18 protein-coding genes are annotated in these 21,698 nt (G+C 67.6%); 11 read left to right on the top strand and 7 right to left on the bottom strand.

Annotated features, from left to right (window positions below):
• The first annotated feature begins 172 nt into the window (after positions 1-172).
• The 3 genes from BLU38_RS16815 to BLU38_RS16805 all read left to right on the top strand — a co-directional run bounded on the left by BLU38_RS16815 (position 173) and on the right by BLU38_RS16805 (position 4,267).
• The gene (locus BLU38_RS16815) at positions 173-1,354 is read left to right on the top strand and encodes a winged helix DNA-binding domain-containing protein (RefSeq protein WP_172836170.1); all 1,182 of its coding nucleotides are present in this window, start codon (positions 173-175) and stop codon (positions 1,352-1,354) included.
• Positions 1,355-1,481: 127 nt separating this feature from the next.
• Positions 1,482-3,014, top strand: a complete 1,533-nt coding sequence (locus tag BLU38_RS16810) for an alpha/beta hydrolase (protein WP_091526648.1) — start codon at positions 1,482-1,484, stop codon at positions 3,012-3,014.
• An 8-nt stretch (positions 3,015-3,022) separates the two neighbouring features.
• The gene (locus tag BLU38_RS16805) at positions 3,023-4,267 is read left to right on the top strand and encodes a cytochrome P450 family protein (RefSeq protein WP_172836169.1); all 1,245 of its coding nucleotides are present in this window, start codon (positions 3,023-3,025) and stop codon (positions 4,265-4,267) included.
• 61 nt (positions 4,268-4,328) lie between these two features.
• On the opposite strand, the gene BLU38_RS16800 is transcribed toward BLU38_RS16805, so the two are convergent.
• Genes BLU38_RS16800 through BLU38_RS16790 form a run of 3 tightly spaced genes read right to left on the bottom strand, consistent with a single transcriptional unit; the run spans position 4,329 to position 7,086 of the window.
• Positions 4,329-5,051 carry a tryptophan 2,3-dioxygenase family protein gene (locus BLU38_RS16800; RefSeq protein WP_157683520.1) on the bottom strand — a complete coding sequence of 241 codons (723 nt, stop codon included), beginning with the start codon at positions 5,049-5,051 and terminating at the stop codon, positions 4,329-4,331.
• The gene (locus BLU38_RS16795) at positions 5,048-6,292 is read right to left on the bottom strand and encodes a pyridoxal phosphate-dependent aminotransferase (protein WP_091526640.1); all 1,245 of its coding nucleotides are present in this window, start codon (positions 6,290-6,292) and stop codon (positions 5,048-5,050) included. Before BLU38_RS16795 ends, BLU38_RS16800 begins: the two co-directional genes overlap by 4 nt.
• Before the next feature lie 35 nt (positions 6,293-6,327).
• Entirely contained in the window at positions 6,328-7,086 is a 759-nt protein-coding gene (locus tag BLU38_RS16790; RefSeq protein WP_091526638.1) for an SDR family NAD(P)-dependent oxidoreductase, read from the bottom strand.
• A gap of 244 nt (positions 7,087-7,330) precedes the next feature.
• Here BLU38_RS16790 and BLU38_RS16785 point away from each other — a divergent pair, with 244 nt between their 5' ends.
• From BLU38_RS16785 to BLU38_RS16755, 7 genes are read left to right on the top strand one after another with little or no spacing between them, the layout of a single operon-like run.
• Positions 7,331-9,139, top strand: a complete 1,809-nt coding sequence (locus BLU38_RS16785; RefSeq protein ID WP_172836168.1) for a non-ribosomal peptide synthetase — start codon at positions 7,331-7,333, stop codon at positions 9,137-9,139.
• Positions 9,136-10,380, top strand: a complete 1,245-nt coding sequence (locus BLU38_RS16780) for a cytochrome P450 (RefSeq protein ID WP_091526634.1) — start codon at positions 9,136-9,138, stop codon at positions 10,378-10,380. The genes BLU38_RS16785 and BLU38_RS16780 overlap by 4 nt, the downstream gene beginning before the upstream one ends.
• 9 nt (positions 10,381-10,389) lie before the next feature.
• Complete coding sequence (locus tag BLU38_RS16775) at positions 10,390-11,472, top strand: cysteine synthase family protein (protein ID WP_091526632.1); 1,083 nt, start codon at positions 10,390-10,392, stop codon at positions 11,470-11,472.
• Positions 11,462-12,709 (top strand): ATP-grasp domain-containing protein, encoded by a 1,248-nt coding sequence (locus BLU38_RS16770; RefSeq protein WP_091526630.1) that lies wholly within the window; start codon positions 11,462-11,464, stop codon positions 12,707-12,709. Before BLU38_RS16775 ends, BLU38_RS16770 begins: the two co-directional genes overlap by 11 nt.
• Before the next feature lies 1 nt (position 12,710).
• Positions 12,711-14,219: a lyase family protein gene (locus BLU38_RS16765; protein WP_091526628.1), complete on the top strand. Its 1,509-nt coding sequence runs from the start codon at positions 12,711-12,713 to the stop codon at positions 14,217-14,219.
• A complete protein-coding gene (locus BLU38_RS16760) occupies positions 14,216-15,001 on the top strand; it encodes a thioesterase II family protein (RefSeq protein WP_091526627.1) in 786 nt (261 codons plus the stop codon). The genes BLU38_RS16765 and BLU38_RS16760 overlap by 4 nt, the downstream gene beginning before the upstream one ends.
• A gap of 2 nt (positions 15,002-15,003) precedes the next feature.
• Positions 15,004-15,834: a sugar phosphate isomerase/epimerase family protein gene (locus BLU38_RS16755; protein ID WP_157683519.1), complete on the top strand. Its 831-nt coding sequence runs from the start codon at positions 15,004-15,006 to the stop codon at positions 15,832-15,834.
• Positions 15,835-15,933: 99 nt separating this feature from the next.
• Here the strand turns inward: BLU38_RS16755 and BLU38_RS16750 are convergent, their stop codons facing one another.
• The 4 genes from BLU38_RS16750 to BLU38_RS16735 all read right to left on the bottom strand — a co-directional run bounded on the left by BLU38_RS16750 (position 15,934) and on the right by BLU38_RS16735 (position 20,326).
• Positions 15,934-16,764, bottom strand: coding sequence for an ABC transporter permease (locus BLU38_RS16750; protein ID WP_091526623.1), 831 nt, complete (start codon positions 16,762-16,764; stop codon positions 15,934-15,936).
• Positions 16,761-17,783, bottom strand: a complete 1,023-nt coding sequence (locus BLU38_RS16745) for an ATP-binding cassette domain-containing protein (protein ID WP_091526622.1) — start codon at positions 17,781-17,783, stop codon at positions 16,761-16,763. Before BLU38_RS16745 ends, BLU38_RS16750 begins: the two co-directional genes overlap by 4 nt.
• A 90-nt stretch (positions 17,784-17,873) precedes the next feature.
• Entirely contained in the window at positions 17,874-19,049 is a 1,176-nt protein-coding gene (locus BLU38_RS16740) for a DNA glycosylase AlkZ-like family protein (RefSeq protein ID WP_091526620.1), read from the bottom strand.
• Positions 19,050-19,054: 5 nt separating this feature from the next.
• A complete protein-coding gene (locus BLU38_RS16735; protein WP_157683518.1) occupies positions 19,055-20,326 on the bottom strand; it encodes a sensor histidine kinase in 1,272 nt (423 codons plus the stop codon).
• Between the two features lie 508 nt (positions 20,327-20,834).
• On the opposite strand from BLU38_RS16735, the gene BLU38_RS16730 reads away from it, so the two are divergent.
• Positions 20,835-21,524 (top strand): response regulator transcription factor, encoded by a 690-nt coding sequence (locus tag BLU38_RS16730; protein ID WP_231919885.1) that lies wholly within the window; start codon positions 20,835-20,837, stop codon positions 21,522-21,524.
• The last annotated feature ends 174 nt before the right edge of the window (positions 21,525-21,698 follow it).

The following is a 21,698-nucleotide window of genomic DNA, read 5'->3' as shown; positions in this document are numbered from 1 at the left end:
CCGGCGAACTCGGCGCGGCACGGATGCCCGATGAGTCGACGGTGCCCGTCAGCCGCCAGGACCGGCAAGAGTTCTTTCTCGGCTCTGTGCGCCGAACCGTTGTCTGGTTAAGGTCGACAGCGACCTGCCCGACAGGGCAGCTGACGCTGCTGCCGCCGACCTTGGAGGTCCCGTGACCGCCCGGACGAACATGAGGAGCAACACCAAGATCACAGCGGAGGAGGCGATCGGCTACCGGATGGCGGAGCACCATCTGACATCGCCGGCGCCGGATCTGGACACTGCGGCCGGAGCCGTAGCCGTGCAGAACACCCCACCGGGGACAGCGGCACTGGCCCTCCGCTGTCGGGTGCCGGAACTGACGCCGGACGCGTTCAGCACGGCCTTGGACGCCGACCGGTCGCTGCTGCAGCTGTGGAGTCTGCGGCAGGCGCCGTGCGTGTTCCCGACCCGAGATCTCGCGGTGTTCACCGAACCGCTGGTGCCCGATGACGAGGAGGCCAACCGGTTCGCCGTCGGCGGGCTGATCGCTGAATTCGACAAGCATGATCTCCGCGCCGGCGACATGGTCGCCACCATGCGGGAGGCGATCGAGACCGAATTGGACGGCAAGGAACTGTCCAAACGTGAGCTGGGCAGCGCGTTGGCTCCGCACTTCCCCAAGCAACTCGCTGCGCTGTTCGAGCCCGATCAGTTCAGTTCGTTCACCGCGGTGCTCGCCCGTCCGGTCGCGGTGACCGGCCTCTTCTGTTTCGCACCGCGGCGCGGCAACGAGGCGTCCTTCGTTCGTACGGATCAATGGTTGGCAGCGGCGCCGAAGCCGCAACCGAAGCCGAAGAAGTTGTCGCCCAAACAGGCCAGGATCGAGCTGCTGAACAGATATCTGCGCTGTTACGGGCCATCCACTCCGGAGCGGTTGGCCGAATGGGCGGGGGTTGCGCCCAGCGTCGCCCAGCGGATCTGGGACCAGGGCGACCTCGAGCAGGTCCGGTTCGAGGATCACGATGCCTGGGTGGTGGCCGGAGCCGCCAAGGACTACGTCGATGCCCCGGAACCCCCTGCGGTCCGGGTGATACCGCCGTACGACCCCTACCTCTATCAACGCGACCGAGCCACCATCGCCGACCCTGCTGTGCACAAACAGCTGTGGCGAGCGACGGGGAACCCGGGCGTTGTGTTGGAACGCGGCCGGGTGACCGGCACCTGCCGGCTGGAGAAGAAGGGCAAGAAGTTGACCGCGAAGGTCGCCGCCTTCGGCCGCTTCAGCAAGTCGACGTTGACAGCGATCGAGAAGGACCTGGCGGGCATCGAGCAGTTCAAGGGCTGTTCCTCGCTGTCGATCACCACCGATTGAACCTCCCGCGCTGAACTCACGCGACCGCACTCGGGAGCAGCAGACAGGATCGACACAGAACTGTCGAGCCACCGGCGCAGGTTTCCTAGCGTGGCGGGCGTCGAGACCGCCCAGCAACGGAGGAAACATGCGCTCCATCCGGTCGAAGCATTCGTTGTCGCCGTCGGTGTTCCCGGGAATCCCGGTCGCTGCCGCCATCGCCGCTCTGATCATCCCTGCCCTGTCCGCCACACCTCATGCCGACCAGGCATCGGCAGAACCGAGACCGGCGGCGCCGATCTCCTGGCAGAGTTGCCCTGCGACGGCCGGCACCGCCACCGATGCCGGGTCCACACCGCAATGTGCGAGGCTGCCGGTGCCGTTGGACCATGATCATCCGGAGGGTCGCACGATCGGCCTGGCGCTGGTGAGACATCCGGCAACTGGGGCGAGCCGCGGCACCATTGTGGTGAATGCGGGGACCCAGGCCGGCGGCGGGACCGCCTTCGTGTCGCAGTACGGGCAGCAGCTGTTCGGCCGGTTGAACAAACAGTTCGACATCGTCGGGGTCGACACCCGCGGCACCGGACAGAGCGTTCCGGCGGTTCGCTGCACGACGCACGAACAGGATCGTGCCATCGAAGCACCGATCCCGGCGTTCCAGTCCACGGCCGATCGGCCGACCAGGCTTGCCGAGGCGACCAAGATCACCCAGCGCTGTCAGGAGCGCAGCGGCTCGATCCTGCCGTACCTCAGCACAACCGCTGACGCGCGTGACCTGGATATCGTCCGGACCGCGCTCGGCGAGCAACGGTTGCGCTACATCGGGGTTTCGAACGGGACCTTGTTGGGCCAGGAGTACGCCGACCGGTTCCCCGACCGGGTCGGCGCGATGGTCCTGGACTCGCCGTTGGACATCTCCGAGTACATGAACCACCCGTTGCGATTCGATCGGGACCAGATGGTCGCGTCCGAGCACACACTCCAGACGTTCCTGAGCTGGTGTGCCGACAATCCGCAGTCCTGCAGTTTCGGCGGCGACGACCCGCGACAGGCGTTCGAGCGTCTGGTGATGCGGATGGAGGACAACCGGAAGGCTCATCCCGAGCGCGACGACATCGTCACCGGCGGCAATCTGCTGCAGTACGTGCTCGGCCAGTTGATCTTCCCCAGCGCGTGGCCCGACCTGGCGAAAACCCTTGCTGCGATGGAATCCCAACCGTTGCCGCTCGCTCCGTTGCAACACGGTGAGAACACCGTTCTGGCCGAGTTCCTGTCGCACGCCTGCCTGGACAAGAGGCTTCCGGAGGATCTGCGTGCCTACGACCGGCAGCTACGTGCCGCCTCCAGGGTGTCACCGCACTTCGGCTCGATGTTCGGCTACGGCCAGCTGAAGTGCCGGCAGTGGCCGGCCGAACCGGTCGACCGCAATGACGGACCGTGGACCCATACCGGCACCGGCCGGACACTGGTCGTGATCGGAACCGACGACCCGCTGGCGCCGGCCTCCGGAGCTGTACGGGTCCGCAACCGTGCGCACGCGGCGAGCATTCAGGTAGCGGGCTCGGGTCATATGCAGCTCGGAAAGACGCCGTGTGTGGACAGCGAGGTCGCCGACTTCTTCCTCGGTCGCGCCGTCCCCCGGCGTGCCAGCTGCAGCGTTCCCCTTCCGACGAAATGAGCCCCAGCATGACATTGACGACCGACGCGAAGAACGAGCCGATGACCACCGGGCAACAGCCGCCGGAATCCGCCTCGTTGTTCTCGCTGGACTTCATCCGTGATCCGTACCCGACCTACGCACAACTGCGCGCAAACACGCCGGTGACCAAGGTCCGGTCCCCGCATGGATTCGACATGTGGCTACTGGTCCGGTTCGACGATGTGTCGGCCGCACTCACCGATCGCAGGATGAGCAGGGACCTGCGGAACGCACCGGACGAGGTTCTGGCCTACACCGGCAGCACCGATATCGCCACCAACCAGAACCTGCTCACCCTCGACCCACCGGACCACACCCGGATGCGCAAGCTCGTGCAGTCGGCATTCACCAGCCGACGCGTCCGAGATCTGGAGGAGTCGGTCGCAGAACTGGTGCAGCGGCTGATGGACGCCATGACCGGTCGACCCCAGGTCGATCTCGTTCCGGCGCTCGGATTCGCGTTGCCGCTGACCGTGATCTGCCGACTGCTCGGCATCCCCAACCGGGAGCGACCGGAGTTCCGGCGCTGGATGGACGGGCTGATGATGTCGGGCGGCGGCCAAGCGGCCGCCGATCGGCTGCGGGAGTCCCAGCATCGCCTGGTGGAATACTTCCAGGGTCTCGTCCGCCGGAAGCGCATCGATCCGGGTGACGACCTGCTCTCGGCCATGATCGAAGCGACCGACAATGATCAACAGCTCTCCGCCGACGAACTCGTCGGACTCACGTTCAATCTGCTGGTTGCCGGGCACGAGACGACCGTCGGACTGCTGTCGACATCGATGATGCTGATGATCACCCATCCCGAGCAGCTGGCCGCGGTGCAGTCCGAGCCGGAACGCTGGGGTGACGCGATCGACGAGGTCCTGCGTTTCGAGGGCCCGGCCGGGATCTCGCTGGCGATCACCACCGAGGACGTCGAATATGCCGGTCAACTGATCCCTGCCCAGTCCGTGGTGGCCGCACTCCTGCAGTCGGCCAATCGGGATCCGGGACGTTTCGATCACCCGGACCGCTTCGACGTCGCGCGCGAAGGCCGGAGCCATCTCGGATTCGGTGCCGGGCTGCATCGCTGCATCGGCGCACCGTTGGCGAAGATGGAGGCCAGGATCGCGGTCCCGATGATGTTCGAGCGGTTCCCCGACATCGCCCTCGACACCGATCAATTGCAATGGATGCCCACTCCGTTCTTCCGGCAGCTGCGGACGCTGCCCGTCCGATTGGCAGGCTGACCGACCAAAGCCCTGCCGGTGTCGCTGTCGACCAGCGACCCGGCAGGGCTTCGCTTCGCCTTCAGGCCGGCTGCGAGGACGTCTCCAGGGTCGAACCCGGCCGTTGCACAGCGGACAGTGCCTCGAACAGCTCCGGGAAGGGAAGATCCAACCGGTTGCCGAGGTAACCGGTGCCGGAGGATCCACCGGTTCCGGTGCAGTCGGTGCCCAGCATGCCGGCGACCAACTGCAGGTGGCCGACCTTCCACTGCCAGATGCTGCGCGCCACGTCGACCATCAGTCGGGCGACCTCGCACAGTGCCGGCGGCGCACCGTCGGCACCGCCGGACAGCAGCCCGGTCAACGTCACCCGATGCCGGTCACAGGTGGACTGCAAGGCGATCATCAGCCGGCAGTGATCCCGCCGCAGCCCGAGCGCACTGTCGAGCTGACGAAACTGCCGGGACTGAGCACCGGAGGCGGTGCCGAGCTCGCCACGGAAGTCGGCGAACCGATGCCCCGGCATGGTGCCGAGGACATCGAGGTGCGCACGCAGAAGTCCTCCCACCGCAACCATCCGGCGCAGGAACTCCGCCGTCGTGTCGGGGTCGTCGCCCTCCAGTGCCGAGGCCGCATGCTCCAGGTCCGTCAACAGCTGTCGAACCCACAGCTCGGAGGCCTGATGAGCGACGATGAAGAGGTGTTCTGCGCCGCGCACCGCCGGCGACGCCGCTGCAGCCCGCAGCTGCTGCAACTCGAGCAATTCGGCCAGCCGCAGGTAGCTGGCGTAGGTCAGCGCGGTCACCGGACACCTCCGGCGCGATGCTGGGCGATGATCGCATCGACTCCCGCGGTCAGCTCGGCCCGATCGCCCGCCAGCGAGATCCGGATCAGTTTGCTCGACCGGTCGTCGCCGGGGAGGGCGAATGCTGCCGCCGGGGCAACCGCGACGCCCGCGTCCTCCAGCAGGCGTTCGGCGAACCGGCCGGCATCCAATCCGCTCTCGGTGACGTCGAGCAGCGCGTACCAGCCGCCGGCCGGGACGTTGTTCACCATGCCCGCCGCGCTGAGTCGGCCGGCGACCGCGGCGAGGTTGTCGTGGACGTGAGTGGCATTGGCCTCGACCTCACGGTCGGTGGCCAGTCCTGCCATCGCCCCCCGCTGGGCCGGCGTCGGCGGCGCGATGATGCAGGATTCCTGGACCCTTCGCAGGACATCGGCGCGGGTGCTGTCGGGGGCGGTGACGTAACCGACCCTGCACCCGGTCATGGCATGACTCTTGGAGAAGCTGAAGGTGGAGAACACCCGCCGAGCCGCCGGTTGCCGATCTGCCTCCAACGCCGCGGTGCTGCTGTGTCGGCCACGGTAGACGAAGTCCTGGTAAGCCTCGTCGCTGATCACGGCCCAGTCGTGACGATCGGCCAGTTCCAGGATCCGGGCCAGATCGTCGACCGGGGTGATCGCACCGGTCGGATTGGCCGGAGAGTTCACGATGATCGCCGCCACCCGAGTCGGCCGGTCGCCGTCCGTCCCGCCGCCCGGCGCGGCGATCGATGCCGCTGCCGCGGCGATCCCGTCGGGATCGGGGGTGTAGTCGGCCCGCAGCGGGTAGCCGATCGGCGTGAAGCCGGTCAGGATCGCCTGCTGTCGGTAGATCGGCCAATGCAACTCCGGGATCAGCACAGCGGCACCCGGAGTCACGATGGAGGTGAGCACTGCCCACAGCCCCTGGCAGGACCCTGGCGTGACGAAGACGCGCTCGGGGTCGGTGTCCAGGCCGTGCCCGTTCAGTCGGGCAGCAAGGGCGTCCCGCAGCGTCACGCTGCCTTCGGCACTGGTGTAGGCGCAGTCGCCGGCCCGGACAGCCGCTGCCATCGCCTCCCGGACCGCGGTAGGCATCGGATAGGCCGGTTCGCCGACCTGCAGCTTGATCGCCCGACGCCCGTGTCGGCTCTCCCACTGCTCGGCGCTGCGGAACGCCGCATGCAGGCTGGAAGCCGGCACTGCCGCGGCCGGTGGCCGACGCTCCGAGGTCTCGGTCAACATCACAGATCACCTTTCATCGGATCAGCTTTACGGGGTCAACTGCTGCGTCCGCCATCGACAGTGAGCAGGGCTCCGGTCATCCATCCCGAGCGATCGGGGTCCAGGATCAGGTCTGCCCACCGGGCGACCTCCTCCGGCGTGCCGAACCTGCCCATCGGCGTGCTGGACAGCAGGCCGGCCCGGAGCTCTTCGGTCTGTGGATCGTCCAGCCCGAGATCGTCGTACATCGGGGTGTCCACAGCACCGGGCACCAGGGCATTCACCCGGATCTGCGGTGCCAACTCATGGGCCAACGATCGGGTCAGCGAATTCAACGCCGCCTTCGTGGCGCCGTAGAGTGCACGTCCCGGCATCGCCAGGACGCCACCGATCGAGCTGACATTCAGGACACATCCGGTGGCGCGCCGCAGCGGAGTCAGCAACGCCTGCGTCAGTGCTACCGGGGCGCGCAGATTCACCGCGTACATCGCATCCAACTGGTCCAGCCCTGCGTCCGGCAGCGCTGCGAAGCGGGCAAGCCCCGCACAGTTCACCAGCCCGTCCAGCCGTCCCGGATCGGACCGTACGGCAGCAGCGAGCCGGCTCGGAGTCGCCGGGTCGGTGACATCGGCCGGCATCGGCACCACCGTGGGATGCTGAGCAGCGAGATCGGCCAACGGAGCGCGGCGGCGACCGACGGCGATCACCGTTGCCCCCGACTCGGCCAACCCGGCGGCGATGGCCCGGCCGATCCCGCTTCCCGCACCAGTGACGAGATAGCGTCGCGCGGACTCACTGGAGTATGCGGACTGCATGATCACCAGCAGACCTCGCCGCCGGCCACCGTGGGAGAACTCTTTCCCGAAGCTTCCAGGGCGTCAGGCATCGGACCGCGGCGATCCGCGCCGCCCTTCCGGAATCCTTCGGCCGGCCTTGCCGCCGGACGTCGCACTGGCTGACATTGACTCCACACCGACCGGCGCGATCGGCCAGCGCAACACCCGATCATCACGGTTGTGCCCGGTCACCGATGAGCACGGCAGCACGGGAGGCACAACAATGACCACGGAGCCAACAACCCCGATCCACCAGCAGTTCGCCGATTGGGCAGCCCGCTTCCCGGCCCGGGCAGCCGTCGTCGATGACGATCTGACCGAGATCAGCTACGCCGAGCTCGACGGGAGAGCCGAGGCACTCGCTGCCCGCTTGCGTGCCACCGGGATCGGGCCGGAGGACCGGGTCGCTGTCGAGCTGCCCCGCGGCGCCGCCGCGATCACCGCATTCCTGGCCGTGTTGAAGGCGGGCGGCTGCTATGTGCCGGTCGACCCGAGCTACCCCGATGCACGCAAGGACCTGCTCCGGACCGACGCCGGCTGCCGAGTCCGGATCGGTCCCGGACCGGACGAGCCGGCGGATGCGATCAGCCTCAGGTCGCTGGAGGCCGACGGTGCCGCAGCATCGGTACCCGACCGGCTGCGTGCCGACTGCGAAGCCGACCCGGACAATGCTGCCTACCTGATGTACACGTCGGGATCGACCGGGCGCCCCAAGGGTGTTGTCGTTTCGCATCGCAATATCGATGCGCTGCTGTCCGACCACAGGATCGCTGTCGGCCCCGGGGAGACCGTGGCGCACCTTGCGCCGACCGCATTCGATGCGGCGACCTTCGAGATCTGGGCTGCACTCACCGCCGGGGGTACGGTCGCTGTGCTCCCGGCCCGGTTGTCGGTCGCCGAGCTCGGATCGCGGCTGCGCAGGGTTCGACCGGACTGGCTGTTCCTCACCACCGGTCTGTTCCATCTGGTCGTCGACCAGGATCTGGATGCCCTGTCGGCTGTCGGCACGGTGATCACCGGTGGTGACGTGCTGTCGCCCAAATTGTTCGGCCGTGCTGCCGGCGTGCCACGACGACAGCTGTATGCGGCCTACGGACCGACGGAGACCACGACCTTCGCCTCGCTGTGCCCGACCGAACGCGTCGACCCCGCCGGCAGCGTCCCGATCGGGTCGCCGCTGGACAACGCCGCGATGGAGCTTGCCGAGACCTCCACCGGCACGCCCGGAGACGACGAGAAGGTTGCCGAGATCCTGATCGGCGGCGCCGGTGTCGCCCGCGGTTACCACAATCACCCGCGGCTGACCGCTGAACGGTTCGTCCCCGACCCGAGCGGCGCACCCGGTTCCCGGCGCTACCGCAGCGGCGACCGCGGCACGTTCCAGGACGGCATATTCGGCTTCCGCGGACGAATTGATCGGCAGCTGAAGATTCGCGGTCACCGGATCGAGCTCGCCGAGATCGAGTCGGTCCTCGCCGATCACGCCGATGTCGGCCAGGTCGCGGTCCAGGTGTTCGACCTGGGCAACGTCAAGCGGCTGGGTGCCTTCGTCACCGCCGCTGCCGACGGCACGGTCAACGCCTCAGTGCTCCGCGGCCACCTTCTGGAGCGGCTGCCCGAATACATGCTGCCGTCGGTGTTCACCGTGCTCGATGCGATGCCGCTGGATCCGAACGGCAAACCGGATCGATCGGCATTGCCGTACCCGTGGGCGAGTCGGGCCGCAATGGCCGAACTCGACGAGTACGTTGCGCCGGCCAGCCCGCTGGAGGAGCTGCTGTGCGAAGCCTGGGCAGACACTCTCGGACTGGATCAGGTCGGCACCGCCGACAACTACTACCTGCTCGGTGGCGATTCCTTGCGCAGCGTCGATCTCCTCGGCAAGCTTCGCAAACAGGGCGTCGACGTCGCCGCGCACGAATTCTTCAGTCATCAGACCGTCTCCGAACTGGCTGAGCTGGTCGAGTCCCGCCGCACCGAATCGTCCGACTCGGGCGTTGCGGTCCCACCGCTGCAGGTGAGCGCGGCATGACCGGGACCGCGGTCGAGCTCGACCTGTACTCACCGCAGGTCTTCGGTCAGGGTCCGCCGCACGACCTTTGGGCCGAGCTGCGACGCCACGAACCGGTGAGCCGGAGCCGGGCGGCCAACGGCACCCCGTTCTGGTCGGTCACCCGGCATGCCGATTGCGAGTTCGTACTCAAGAACCCCAAACTGTTCAGTTCCACCTCCGGAACGATCCTCGGTTCGGTCGGCGCCGACGATTCCGCCGGCGGGAGAACGATCACCCTGATGGATCCACCGGACCACGGGCAGTTGCGCAGGCCGGCGATCCGGGTGATCGGTCATTCCATCGTCCGTCGACGGATACAGGAGATGCGGCAGGACATCAGTACGCTGCTGGCCGGCTATCTGGACGGCGAGTCACACGATTTCGCCGAACTCACTCATCTGCTCCCGATGGCGATGAGCGGCCGGCTGCTGGGCATCCCGCCGGAGCACTGGTCGACCGTCGCTACCAACATGGCCGCCAGCATTGCGCCCGACGACCCGACGCACCGCAGGGGGCGGAGCGTCGAGGACACCCTGCGCGAGTCCCACCACGCGCTGTTCGCCTGCTTCCTGGAGGTGATCGAACGGCGACGTGCCGAGCCCGGCGATGATCTGATCTCTGCTCTGCTGACGATGACGGTCAACGGCAGTCGGCTGGAGGATCTGGACGTCATGCTGAACTGCTTCAGCCTGCTGATCGGTGCGAACTCGACGACACCGCACCTGGTCGCACAGATCCTGCAACTACTGACCGACCAGGACCTGGTCCGACGCCTGCTCGCCGGCAGCGGCCGGCCCGGCACGTCCGAAGTCGTCCCACTTGACGTCGACCGCTTCCTCGAGGAGGCAGCTCGCTGGGCAACCCCGACCCACCATCTGGTGCGCCGCTGCAGCAGCCGGATCGAACTGGCCGGCCGGACCATCGAGCCCGGCGACTGGGTCTGTCTGTGGATCGGCTCGGCCAACCGCGACGAACGGGTCTTCGAGGAAGCCGATGCGTTCCGTCCGGATCGCAGCCCGAATCCGCACCTCTCCTTCGGTGCGGGTCCGCACTACTGCATCGGTGCGCCGATCTCCCGCGCAGGACTGCGGATCGTGGTCGACGAACTGCTGACCCGTACGACATCGATCGAGTCGACCGGGGCAGCTTCGATCCTGTTGTCGAACTGGATCCATGGCTACACGGCGCTGCCGCTCCGAGCGATCCGACGGGAGGACTGATCCCAGATCATGATCACCGTCCGAACTCCCCGTGCGGATGCCCTGGATGCCACCCAATTGCCTGACCTGATCCGGTTGCAGTCGGGTGCGACGGCTGCCTGCTTCGCGTTGATGAAACTGCTACCAGCTCGGCACATGATCGATCTGGCAGTGGCCGACGGGGACCTGGTGCCTGGTCGAACCCGAGTCATGGAGACGACGTCGGGGACGTTCGGTCTCGGCCTGGCCATGGTGTGCGCCCTGCGCGGGCTCGATCTGACCCTGGTCACCGATCCCGTCGTCGATGTCCCCTTCCGCAACAAGCTGGAGGCGTTGGGTGCCACCGTCGATGTCGTGAGTAGTCCGGCTGCCCACGGTGGTTACCAGCAGGCCAGGCTGGATCGGCTGACCGAGCTCGCCGCGGCCGAGGACTGCTCCTGGGTGCCGCGTCAATACGACAACGGCAACAATCCCGACGCCTACGCGCCGGTGGCGGAGTTGCTGCTGGAGTCCCTGGGCAAGATCGACTTCCTGGTCGGCTGCGTCGGCTCCGGTGGCTCGATGTGCGGCATCGCCGGCGTACTTCGGTCGGTGCTGCCGGACCTGGTCGCGATCGGGGTCGACACCCACGGGAGTGTTCTGTTCGGCATGCCGGACCGGCCACGACTCCTGCGTGGGCTCGGCAACAGCCTGCTGCCGCCGAACGTCGATCACACGATCTTCGACGAGGTGCACTGGGTGAACGCCGCCGAGGCGTTCGGCGCGACCAGGCAACTCTTCCGTCGGGAGGCGTTGTTCCGCGGCCCGACGAGCGGCGCCGCGCATTTGGTGGCCGACTGGGTGCAGCGCCGACATCCGAATGCCACCGTCGCGGTGGTGATGGCCGATGAGGGGAGCCGCTACCTGGACACGGTCTACAACCTGAGCTGGTTGTCAGAGCAGGGTTGCCTACCGGCCGCCCTCCCGGACTCCCCGATCACCGTCACCGAGCCGGTCGCCGCGCTGGCCGCCGGCAGCTGGAGCAGGTTCGACTGGAACCGGCGCGGCTATCGCGACCTGGTCCCGGACGCGGAGTCCGTCCCGGTCGAGGAGGTGACCGTCGATGCCGCATGAACTCGCCGTCTTCATCGAGAGCAACACCACCGGCAACGGCGCCCGGATGCTCGACGCAGCGGTCGAGCTCGGTCATCGACCGGTGCTGATCGCAGCCGACCCCGGCCGATATCGGTTCGTACCGTCGACTGTCCAGCGGGTTCGCGCCGACACCTCCGATCCGGCCGCACTGGCCGACCTGATCCGTGGGTTGGCCGACGACATCGCCCTGGTCTGCTCCAGCTCCGACCACTTCCAGGCGACAGCAGCCAGGGTCGCCGCGACGCTGGACCTCCGGGGCCCGGATCCGGATGCGATCGCCTGCTGTCAGGACAAGGCACGGCAGCGCGCGGTGCTGGCCGATGCCGGGGTCGCCGTACCCGCGCACCTGGTGGTCGACAACTCCGCCGCGGCTCGCACCGCCGCGCAACGGATCGGCGGTCCGGTTGTCGTGAAGCCGATCGTCGGCACCGGTTCGGTCGGTGTCCGACTGTGCCACGATCCGGCCGCTGCTGCCGAGCATGCCGCTGTCCTGCTCGCGGACCGGACCGACGAACGTGGCAACGTCCGCCCCGCGCAGGTGCTGGTGGAGCAGTTCATCAGTGGCCGAGAATTCTCGGTCGAAGTGCTTCAGGGAGCGGTCCTCGGAGTGACCGAGACCCACCTCGGCGCTCCCCCGTCGTTCGTCGAGATCGGTCATGATCATCCGGCGACCATCACCGCCGAGGAACGAGCCGCCGTCGTCGGCGCGACAGCAGCGGCAGTCTCGTCGCTCGGCCTGGACCGGCAGACGGCACATGTCGAGATTCGGCTTGACGTCTCCCGCCCCTTCATCATCGAAGTGAACCCACGACTGCCCGGCGGGCACATCACCGACCTCGTCCGACTGGGGACCGGGGTCGACATGATCACCGAGTACCTGCGGTCGATGGCCGGCGCAGGTCCGCGGCTTCATCCGAACCGGCATCGGGCAGCGGCGATCCGACATCTGACCTCGTCGATGCTCTCGCTGCGCCCCGCCGGCGTCAGCGGCCACGGCAGCAGCAGCGACGACTGTTTCGTGCTGGCGTCCGGTTACCCAGGCGTGGTCCAGATCGGACAGGATGCGGCGAGTGGCGATGGCTCCAGGACCGAGTTCGGCGACTTCCGGGATCGAGTCGCGCACGTGATCACCGTCGGTGCGGATACTGCGACAGCGGCTGCTCGTGCCGAGGCAGCAGCACTCGCGGTCCAGGGTTGTTCGGCCGGCGGTGGTTGAGATGACTCTCCAGACACCGCCTGCGGAGTCGTCCGCCTCGACCGGTCGCCTCGCCGGCACGCTGCTGCCCGAAGCACAGCGGATCGCCCAGCAACCCGGTGTCGACGCCGCCCTGGGCGGCGACCTCCGGCTCGCCGTCGACGTCGATCGCGCCCATCTGGTGATGCTCTTCGAACAACGGATCGTGCCGCAATCGGCTGCACTCGCGTTGTTGGCGGAGATCGATGAGCTGCAACAGCTGGACTTCGCGCCACTACGGCATCGCCCGGCACCGCGCGGCTGGTACCTGATGTACGAGGGTTACCTGGCCGAGCGGCTCGGCCCGACGGTAGCCGGCTGGTTGCCCACAGGACGATCCCGCAACGACCTGTCCGCGACCCTGGCGCTGCTCAAACTCCGCGAGGTCTTCCGGACCCTGATCACCGCGACGCTGCGACTGCAGCTCACCCTGCTGCGCCGGGCGGGCGCCGAGCTGACCACCGTGCTGCCCGGCTTCACCCACGGGCAGCCGGCACTTCCGATCACCCTCGGCCACTACCTCGCCGGCGTCGCCCACGGCGTCGACGCCGACCTGGAACGGCTGGCCGGGCTGCTGCCGGAGCTCGATCGGTGTCCACTGGGCGCCGGGGCGATGGGCGGCACGACCCTGCCGATCGACCCGGACCGTACCGCGTCGTTGTTGGGCTTCACCGGGAACTGTCCCAATTCGTTGGCAGCGGTCGCGTCCCGGGACGGGATCGCCCGTCTGCTCGCCGACGCGGCCGTCCTCAGCACGCGGCTCAGTCGGGTGGCCACCGACCTCCGGGACTGGACCGGGTGCACACCGCCGCTGCTGCATCTACCGGACAGTTTGGTCGGCTCCAGTTCGATGATGCCGCAGAAGCGGAATGTCTATCTGCTCGAACACATCCAAGGGATGGCTGCTGCTCCCGTCGGCGCGTTCACCACGGTCACCAGCGGCGCCCAGAAGACTGCGTTCAGCAACTCCATCGCCGTACACACCGAGGGCCCGGCTTTCGCCGATCAGGCGATCCGACGCTGTGCCGACGCCGCCACCTTGCTGCGACTGCTGATCCAGCACGCCGAACCGGATCCGGGCGCGATGCGCCGGCGCGCCGAGGACGGCTTCACCAACGCCACGGAGCTGGCCAATCGGCTGGCGCTGGCGGACGGCCGCGGATTCCGGGCGGCCCATCAGGAGGTCGGTCGGGCCGCCCGCGCAGCACTGGAACGGGGCCACGGATTGCTGGCCGAGGTGCAGTTGCCGGCGGGCCTGACCGCCGACGACTTCGATGTCGCCCGCATCGCCGACGCCAGCCGGTACGGCGGTGGACCGGCACCGGCCGAGGTCGCCGGCAGTCTGCACGTCCTGCAGCACCGCTTAGGCCCGGTGCTGACCCGGGTGCGGGAAGCCACCGGTCGCTGGTCGGGGACCTCCGCACGGATCCGCACTGCAGTCGGCCAGACTCGTCTGGCCATCGGGAACAACACAACGGAAGGCTCGCGATGATCACCTCTGCTCTGAACCCGTGGGTGACCCGATCGGCGCCGCGACCGGACGCGACGACGCGCTTGTTCTGCCTCCCGTACGCCGGCGCCGGCGCCGGCGCCTTCCGTGGCTGGGCCGAGGCGCTCGGCAGACTCGCTGACGTCGAGGTGCTGCCGATCCGCCTGCCGGGACGGGAGTCCCGGCTCGCCGAACCGCCGCAGACCGACATCGGCGAGCTGACCGACGCCATCGCCGACTGCATGGATCGGACAACTGTGCTGTTCGGCCACAGTGTCGGGGCACGGATGGCCTTCGAAGTGAGCCGGGAGCTCCGGCGACGAGGCCGGCCGCTGCCCGCAGCATTGTTGGTCTCCGGCTGTCCTGCGCCGCAGCTGCCGGTCGAGTGCCGCGACGACTCCACGCTGGACGACGAAGCTTTCGCCCGTCGCGTGCTGGGGATGGGTGGGATACCCGAGGCGATCTTGGCCGATCCGGAGCTGCGGGACCTGCTGATGCCAGCCATCCGCGCTGACTTCGGCTACGTCGACCACTACCGGTACACCGCCGGCCCACCGTTGCCGATGCCGATCACCGCCTTCTCCGGTGACCGGGATCCCGAGGCCCCACCGCCGGCGGTGCAGCAGTGGTCGGAGCAGAGCAGCGCTGCGTTCCGGCATCACACGCTGCCGGGCAATCACTTCTTCCTGCACAGCTCTGTCGACCCGCTGCAGAGGATGATCAGCACCGCGATTGCCGAGGTGAACCGGAGCCGTTCGTCGAAGCCGACGGCGACCGCAGGATGACGGTGACCGGCTGCCTGTACGCCGGCACACTGCCCGGCGTTGATCTCGGCACCCGGATCGCCGTCGCCGGCGAGAGCGGGTTCGAGTCGGTATCGATCTCACCGCCCGAGGCGGCCGGTTTCCTTGATCACGGTCGCTCCGCCGAGCTGATCGAGTTGCTGGATCGACATCGGATGCGGCTCGGCTGTCTCGACCCGGTGGTCGGCTGGGTCCCGAATGTCCGACCGGCGCACCCGGCGCACGCACCGTTCGCCGCTTTCGGCACCGAGCGATGCCTCGAGCAGGCCGAACGGCTGGACATTCCGCTGCTCAATGTGATCGACGTCGGCTGGCAGCCGCTGCCGGAAGCCGCCCTGGCCGGACTCGCCGGACTGGTCGAACGAGCCGGCCGGAGCGGGGTCGCGGTCGCCGTCGAGTTCCAGGTCTACTCCGCTGTCCCGGACCTGGCGACCGCCGGCCGGTTGTGCAGGGGCAGCGGCGCGGATCTGATGATCGATGCGTGGCACTTCTTCCGCTCCGGCGCGGTGATCGACGATCTCCGGGGCGGGCCCGGAAGGGTGCGGGTTCGAGGAGTTCAACTGAGCGACGGCGCGGCGGTGCCCGGCGCAGATCCGGTGATCGAGAGCACCCAGGCCAGGCTGCTGCCCGGCAGCGGTGGCTTCGACCTGGCCGGGCTGTTGCGGGTGGTCGGCCCCGACCGACCGACCGTCGGCGTCGAGGTCTTCAACCGGGCGCACACCGCGGATCGGTCGCTACCGGTCGCCCGCGCGGCGCAGCACGGTCTGCGAGAGACCATCGCTGCCGCGCAGCCGCAGTGCCCGCCACAAAGATGATCATCGACCGGCGCGACCGGTACGCAGCAGGCACCTCGGTCGATGCGACCCCATGGGTGAGGATCGCACCGACCGAGGTCGGCCGAGGATCGCTACCGGTCACCGTTGGGCACGCGCGAACTTCCAGGTCGCCAGCGGCGCGAACACCACGATCAATCCGATCGACCACCCGAGCAGCTGCAGGATCGACGTACCGGGGTCGCTGCCGGTGAACAAGGCACGCAGGGAGTCGACCGCAACGGTCATCGGGCTGTGATCGGCATAGACGCGCAACCAGCCGGGCATCGAGGTCGACGGAACGAACGCCGAGGAGATGAAGCTGAACGGGAACAGCCAGATCGTCCCCGCCGATTGCGCGGCCTCCGGTGACTTGACCGACATCCCGATGAAGGCGGCCAGCCAGGTCAGCGCGTAGCCGAACAACAGCAACAGGGCGAATCCGGCGACCGCCGGCAGCAGGCCGGTCTCGAAGCGGAACCCGATCAACAGTCCGGCCACCACCATCACGACGATGGCGACCAGGCTTCGCGCGAGTTCGGACACCGTCCGACCGGCGAGCACCGGGGACCGATACATCGGCATCGACCGGAAGCGGTCCATCAGACCGCGCTGCATGTCCTGCGCCACTCCCGACGTCATCCCGGCGACCGAGCCGAACAACACCATCTGTACGAAGATGCCCGGCATCAGGAACTGGGCGTAATCGCCACCGGGAACCTTGATCGCGCCGCCGAACACGAAGTTGAACAGCAGGATGAACATCACCGGTTGGAACAGCGCGTACATGATCAATTCGGGACTGCGGACGATGTGCTTGACGTTGCGCACAGCGATCTGCCAGACGTCGGATGCCCACCATCCGAACCCTCCGGTCCGTCGATCGGTCGCGACCGCGGATTCTGCTCCGCCGATCGCCGTGGTCGTGGTCATGTCGCGTTCTCCTTCCGCTCCTTGCGGGACTGCTTCTTGGCTTTACGGGCAGCTTTGGCAGTTGCCGCGTCCGGCTCGTCGGCTACCTGCGCGGCATGCCCGGTCAGAGCGAGGAACACCTCGTCCAACGTCGGCTGGCGTACGGTGGCGCTGCCGACGGCAACACCGACCTCGGCCAGCGCCGCGGTCAGATCGGACAACGCCGCCTCGGCCGGCCAGGGAGCGCTGACCGTCAGCTGCTGCCGATCGGTCTGCGAAGTCCCCAGCTTGCGCTCCAGCACCATCGCCGCCAGGTCGAGGCCACCGGCGTGATTCACCGTGATCTCGATCCGCCGGCCACCGATCCGTTCCTTCAGCTCGGCAGGAGTCCCGGTCGCGATGTTGGCACCCTGATCGATCACCGACAGCCGATCAGCGAGCTGATCGGCCTCGTCGAGATACTGGGTGGTGAGCACGACCGTGACCCCGCCGGCGACGAGATCGCGAACCATGTCCCACACCTCGAGCCGGCTCCGCGGGTCCAGTCCCGTCGTCGGCTCGTCGAGGAAGATCAACTTGGGCTGACCCATCATCGATGCAGCCAGATCGAGTCGTCTCGCCATTCCGCCGGAATAGGTCTTGACCGCCCGGTCGGCGGCGTCCGCCAGGCCGAATCGCGCCAGCATCTGCTCGGCTCGTTGCTTGGCCTCCTGGCTGCTCAGACGGAACAGCCTGCCGATCATCCGCAGGTTCTCGCGGCCGGTGAGAAGATCGTCGAGTGCGGTGTGCTGACCGACCAACGCGATCATCGACCGGACCGCGTCCGGGGACTCGGCGACGTCGGCACCGAAGACCCTCACCGCGCCGGCGTCCGGGTGCAGCAGTGTGCTCAGCGTCCGGACCGTCGTCGTCTTGCCGGCACCGTTGGGTCCCAGCAGTCCGTGCACGGTTCCGGCCTCGATCTCGAGGTCGAGGCCGCTGACGGCCACGACATCGTTGAACGACTTGGTCAGGTCTGAGACTTCAACCGCCAGTGTCATGTCAACTCCTTCGACATTCGTTGTGCATCCACGTAACTACGAGCTGTCGGACCTGTCCGGTCCTCCTTCGGCTTTCTGTCTGCCCAACCGTCACCGCCGATCCGCCGGCACGAGCTCGACGTCCACCGCAGCTCCCGCTGCCCAACGGGAGAGTGGTTCGGCTGCCTGGTCGATCTCCGGCCGCCGCTCGGCGGGCACCCGCTCGAACGGAGTCACTTCGACCCGGAGTCGGGCACCGTCCGGGCTCCGTCGATGGCGCCAGACGCCAACGACCTCGCCATCGATCAGCAGGGCACCCGGCGGGGACAGCGGACGGAACAGCATCCGCCGGCGGTCAGCAGATTCCAGCAGCAGATGCTTGTCCACACCCTTGAGATACGGATCGTTCGGCGGGATCAATGCCACGCCATGCGGCTCCGGGGACCGGTCGAGCAACCCAACCACCGCCGGCGGCGCCAGCAGACTTCGATTCCCGACCTTGACCCGGATCACGCCGAGGTCTTCCAGCGTCGCGGCCAGGCCCCGCGAGTCGACGCCGAGCCAACCGCCGAGCAGCGGGCGGGAGGTCGGTCCGTTCGCTCGGAGAAAACTGGCAACCAGCTCGCCGCGGGCGCCGGCAACATCGGTACCGCTGCCCGCCGGTGGCGGCAGCAGTACGGTCGGAGCGCGCTGTTCCGGATCCAACGCCAGGCCCGCCCGGCCTCCCGCCAGCCGGAACAACGGATCCGGGACATGCCTGCTGCGGCACCGCCCGCACCACGCAGTCAGCTCGGCGGGTAGCTGCCTGCTGAGCGCGCGACTGAGAGCAGGCTTGCTGGTCGGCTCGGTGACGATCCGCAGCATCGCCTCGGCGACGACGTCCAGGTACGTCTCGGGGCGTCGGTGCGTCGGCAGTTCGGCGGCCCAGCCGCCGAGCAGGACGGCGGCGTCGGCAGCGTCCGCAGGCGCTACGGCGGAACGGACGAGTCCGGCCTCGGACGCTGCATGGACATGGGGCGCACCGCGCAGCGACCAGGTCGCGACCAGGCCGCCCGGTGTGCCGAACGCGTTCTCCACCGAACGCCGCCCGATTCGTGCGGTGCGGGACAGCAACGACAGCTGCGCGGTGCGATACGGAGTGTCCTGGACCCCGATCCGCAGTAGGTCGGCGAGATCACGCCGCGTGCTGTGCGAGGGGTCCGTCGCCAGCCGATGGCGATGCCATCGGTAGCCGACCCAGGCCGCACGGGACACCTGATGCGCCGCGGTCCCTGCCGTGCCGGACATTGTCGTCACCGCGCTTCCGCGCCGCTCGCGGACGACTCGGCGCCGCCCGTTGCGGCCAGAACGACAGGAAGTTCGGCCAACACTTCCCAGAATCCGTCACGTTCGCCGACACTGGACGTCCCCCGCAACATCGCGACCCGTTCTCGCATGCCCTGCAACCCGTAACCCCCGGCGGCCGGCGATCGACCGTCCCGACGCTCCCGATCGCCTGCACGCTCCCGCTCGGGACGATCGGGGCGCCGCGTCTCGTTGCGCACCGTGATCCGGACCCGGTCGTCGGTGATCACCATGCTGAGTTCGCAACCGGCACCGCTCGGGGCATGCTTGATGATGTTGGTCACCGATTCCTGGAAGATCCGCGCACAGGTGGTCAGCACGGTCACCGGAAGTCGGTCGGCCGCTGCGGCGACCTCTGCCCGGCGAACGCGGAAGCCGAGATCGTCGAGCCGCTCGCCCAGCCGCTCCACCAGTTCGCGCACCGACACCCCACCCGGTGGACCGGTCGGCTCCAACCCGGACCCGGTGGATCCGTCATTCGGTCGATCCTCCCGCAACACCTCCAGCAGCACCCGAAGTTCACCCAGCGCCGCCCTGGCTGCATCGTCGATCACGGCCAGGGTCTGCACCAGCTCGTCGGGTCGTCGGGAGCGCCATCGTCCGGTGACCTGCATGGTGATCAAGGTGAGCTGGTGGGCGACCACGTCATGAAGCTCACGCGCCAGCGCCTGCCGTTCATCGCGGCGGATCCGTTCGTTACGCCCCTCCAACTCCTTCAGGCGCCGCCGCTCGGCGCGTTGCCGGACGACGAAGAACCGCAACGCCAAGCCGAGCAGAGCTGCCCCGATCATGGGCAGCATCGCCTCCCACCAGAACTGGTCGTTGGTGCCGCCCACCAATCTGATGTTCATCGGCACCGCCCAGATCAGGTAGCCGCCGATGTGGACCAACCCGACGGCGATCCGGCAGACGGCCAAGGCGATCACGACAACCAGCCAGGCCGCGATGCATGCGATCCACGGACGCTCGGTGAACAACGCCGGCACCAGCGCCGCCCAACTGACAAGGACCGCGCCCGGTGGCCACCAACAGGCCAGCCCGATGGCGCAATAGGCCAGCAGAACCTCCAGAATGATCAACAGCCCCGTCGAGCCTGGATCTCGTTCGCCGGCGAGATAACTGATCTCGCTGACCAGACTCGCGGCCGCGACGACGGATAGCGCGATACTGAGCCAGCGTGGAATTCTGGTCTGTTGCAGTGTGGCGATCAGAGCAGACACTGGGATGTTTTCTCCCGTCTTTCGGGCGGTCGAGACGCCCCGAGACGTCGACAGCTGACGTCGATCAACAGATCTGGAAGATCTGACATAGACTGTAATGATCCCTGATGGTGTAGCTGTCGACCGTTGCCGTACGGCTCGCCGCGTCGGCGGTGACCATGAAGGTCGCGTTCGCCGCGACACCGCAGAGCACGCAGCAGACGCCGGTCCTGATCGGATGAGCCCCACGTACGGGCCGACGCCCGGTGTTGCCCTTGGCAGGTAGTTGAGTTGACAATTGTGCGGCCATGAGATCCCCCTCGATGGATGTGTCGTTGTCGACGCGTTTGACGCTAGAGAATCCGCCGGGGGAAGGTAAGTGGCCGTTTGTCCACTGTTGGCTGCCACGTCGACCAGGGCACCACCAACAGGAAACCGTTGTGTCGTGGGTATTTCGCCTGTCGGACGATCTGGTTGTTTCTCGTCGAATCGCCAGGACGTCGACACCCGCGGCATTATGCTCGGCGACATGCGTACGGTGCTGTTGGTCGACGATCAACCGCTGATGCTGCAGGCATTGACCAACTTCCTGACTGCCGAAGACGGGTTCACCGTCGTCGGCGAAGCCCATGACGGCCGGGAAGCGTACGAGAAAGCACACGAACTGAAGCCGGACCTGATCCTGATGGATCTGAAGATGCCACGACTCAGCGGCATCGAAGCCACCCGGTTGATCACGGCGGAACTGCCCGATATCCACGTCATCGCGTTGACGACGTTCTCGACACTCGACTTCGTCCTGCCCACGCTGCGAGCCGGCGCTGCCGGTTTCCTGGAGAAGGATGCCCGTCCGGAAGAGATCCTGGACGCGCTACGATCCGTCGACGATGACAACCTCGCTTTGTCCCCCTCCGTTGTGCGTCTGCTAGCGACGTACGCGACGAGTGGCGGCGTCGTCCAAGATCACGAGGAGTGGACCGGGAGCGACGACATCGCGCTCGCTCCTCGCGAACGCTCGGTCCTCCAACATCTGGCCAGCGGCCTGAGCAACAAGGAGATCGCGAGTGCCATGTCGGTCTCGCCGGGATCGGTGAAGGCCTATCTCGGGACGGCATGCACCAAGCTCGGGGCTCGTGACAGGCTGCAAGCCGTGGTCCGAGCCTACGAACTCGGGCTGGTGAAACCACGCCTCGGCGGACCGCATCCCGACCCAGCCTGACAATCCCGCGTTCAGCGATCACGCCGTCCCTGACCTGATCAGTTCGGCCGGAGATCGATCGATCCCAGCCGACGGACGGCAGTCGACGCTTTCGTCAGCTGTCCGCTGATCCGAGGTTGGCCAAAGGTCGATACCCAATTGGCGAACGAAGTCTCGCCACTCCGCGACTGTTAT

Source organism: Microlunatus soli (assembly GCF_900105385.1).
Taxonomy (GTDB): domain Bacteria; phylum Actinomycetota; class Actinomycetes; order Propionibacteriales; family Propionibacteriaceae; genus Microlunatus; species Microlunatus soli.
The sequence above is the reverse complement of the archived record's forward strand: the minus strand, read 5'-3'. Positions and strand labels throughout refer to the sequence as shown.

Bases quoted from the DNA above. Each gene is read 5' to 3' on its own strand.
- BLU38_RS16765 (WP_091526628.1), top strand. From the start codon at position 12,711: ATGACTCTCCAGACACCGCCTGCGGAGTCGTCCGCCTCGACCGGTCGC.
- BLU38_RS16750 (WP_091526623.1), bottom strand. From the start codon at position 16,764: ATGACCACGACCACGGCGATCGGCGGAGCAGAATCCGCGGTCGCGACC.
- BLU38_RS16780 (WP_091526634.1), top strand. From the start codon at position 9,136: ATGACCGGGACCGCGGTCGAGCTCGACCTGTACTCACCGCAGGTCTTC.
- BLU38_RS16790 (WP_091526638.1), bottom strand. From the start codon at position 7,086: ATGCAGTCCGCATACTCCAGTGAGTCCGCGCGACGCTATCTCGTCACT.
- BLU38_RS16810 (WP_091526648.1), top strand. From the start codon at position 1,482: ATGCGCTCCATCCGGTCGAAGCATTCGTTGTCGCCGTCGGTGTTCCCG.
- BLU38_RS16770 (WP_091526630.1), top strand. From the start codon at position 11,462: ATGCCGCATGAACTCGCCGTCTTCATCGAGAGCAACACCACCGGCAAC.
- BLU38_RS16775 (WP_091526632.1), top strand. From the start codon at position 10,390: ATGATCACCGTCCGAACTCCCCGTGCGGATGCCCTGGATGCCACCCAA.
- BLU38_RS16730 (WP_231919885.1), top strand. From the start codon at position 20,835: ATGCGTACGGTGCTGTTGGTCGACGATCAACCGCTGATGCTGCAGGCA.
- BLU38_RS16805 (WP_172836169.1), top strand. From the start codon at position 3,023: ATGACATTGACGACCGACGCGAAGAACGAGCCGATGACCACCGGGCAA.
- BLU38_RS16760 (WP_091526627.1), top strand. From the start codon at position 14,216: ATGATCACCTCTGCTCTGAACCCGTGGGTGACCCGATCGGCGCCGCGA.
- BLU38_RS16785 (WP_172836168.1), top strand. From the start codon at position 7,331: ATGACCACGGAGCCAACAACCCCGATCCACCAGCAGTTCGCCGATTGG.
- BLU38_RS16740 (WP_091526620.1), bottom strand. From the start codon at position 19,049: ATGTCCGGCACGGCAGGGACCGCGGCGCATCAGGTGTCCCGTGCGGCC.
- BLU38_RS16795 (WP_091526640.1), bottom strand. From the start codon at position 6,292: ATGTTGACCGAGACCTCGGAGCGTCGGCCACCGGCCGCGGCAGTGCCG.
- BLU38_RS16745 (WP_091526622.1), bottom strand. From the start codon at position 17,783: ATGACACTGGCGGTTGAAGTCTCAGACCTGACCAAGTCGTTCAACGAT.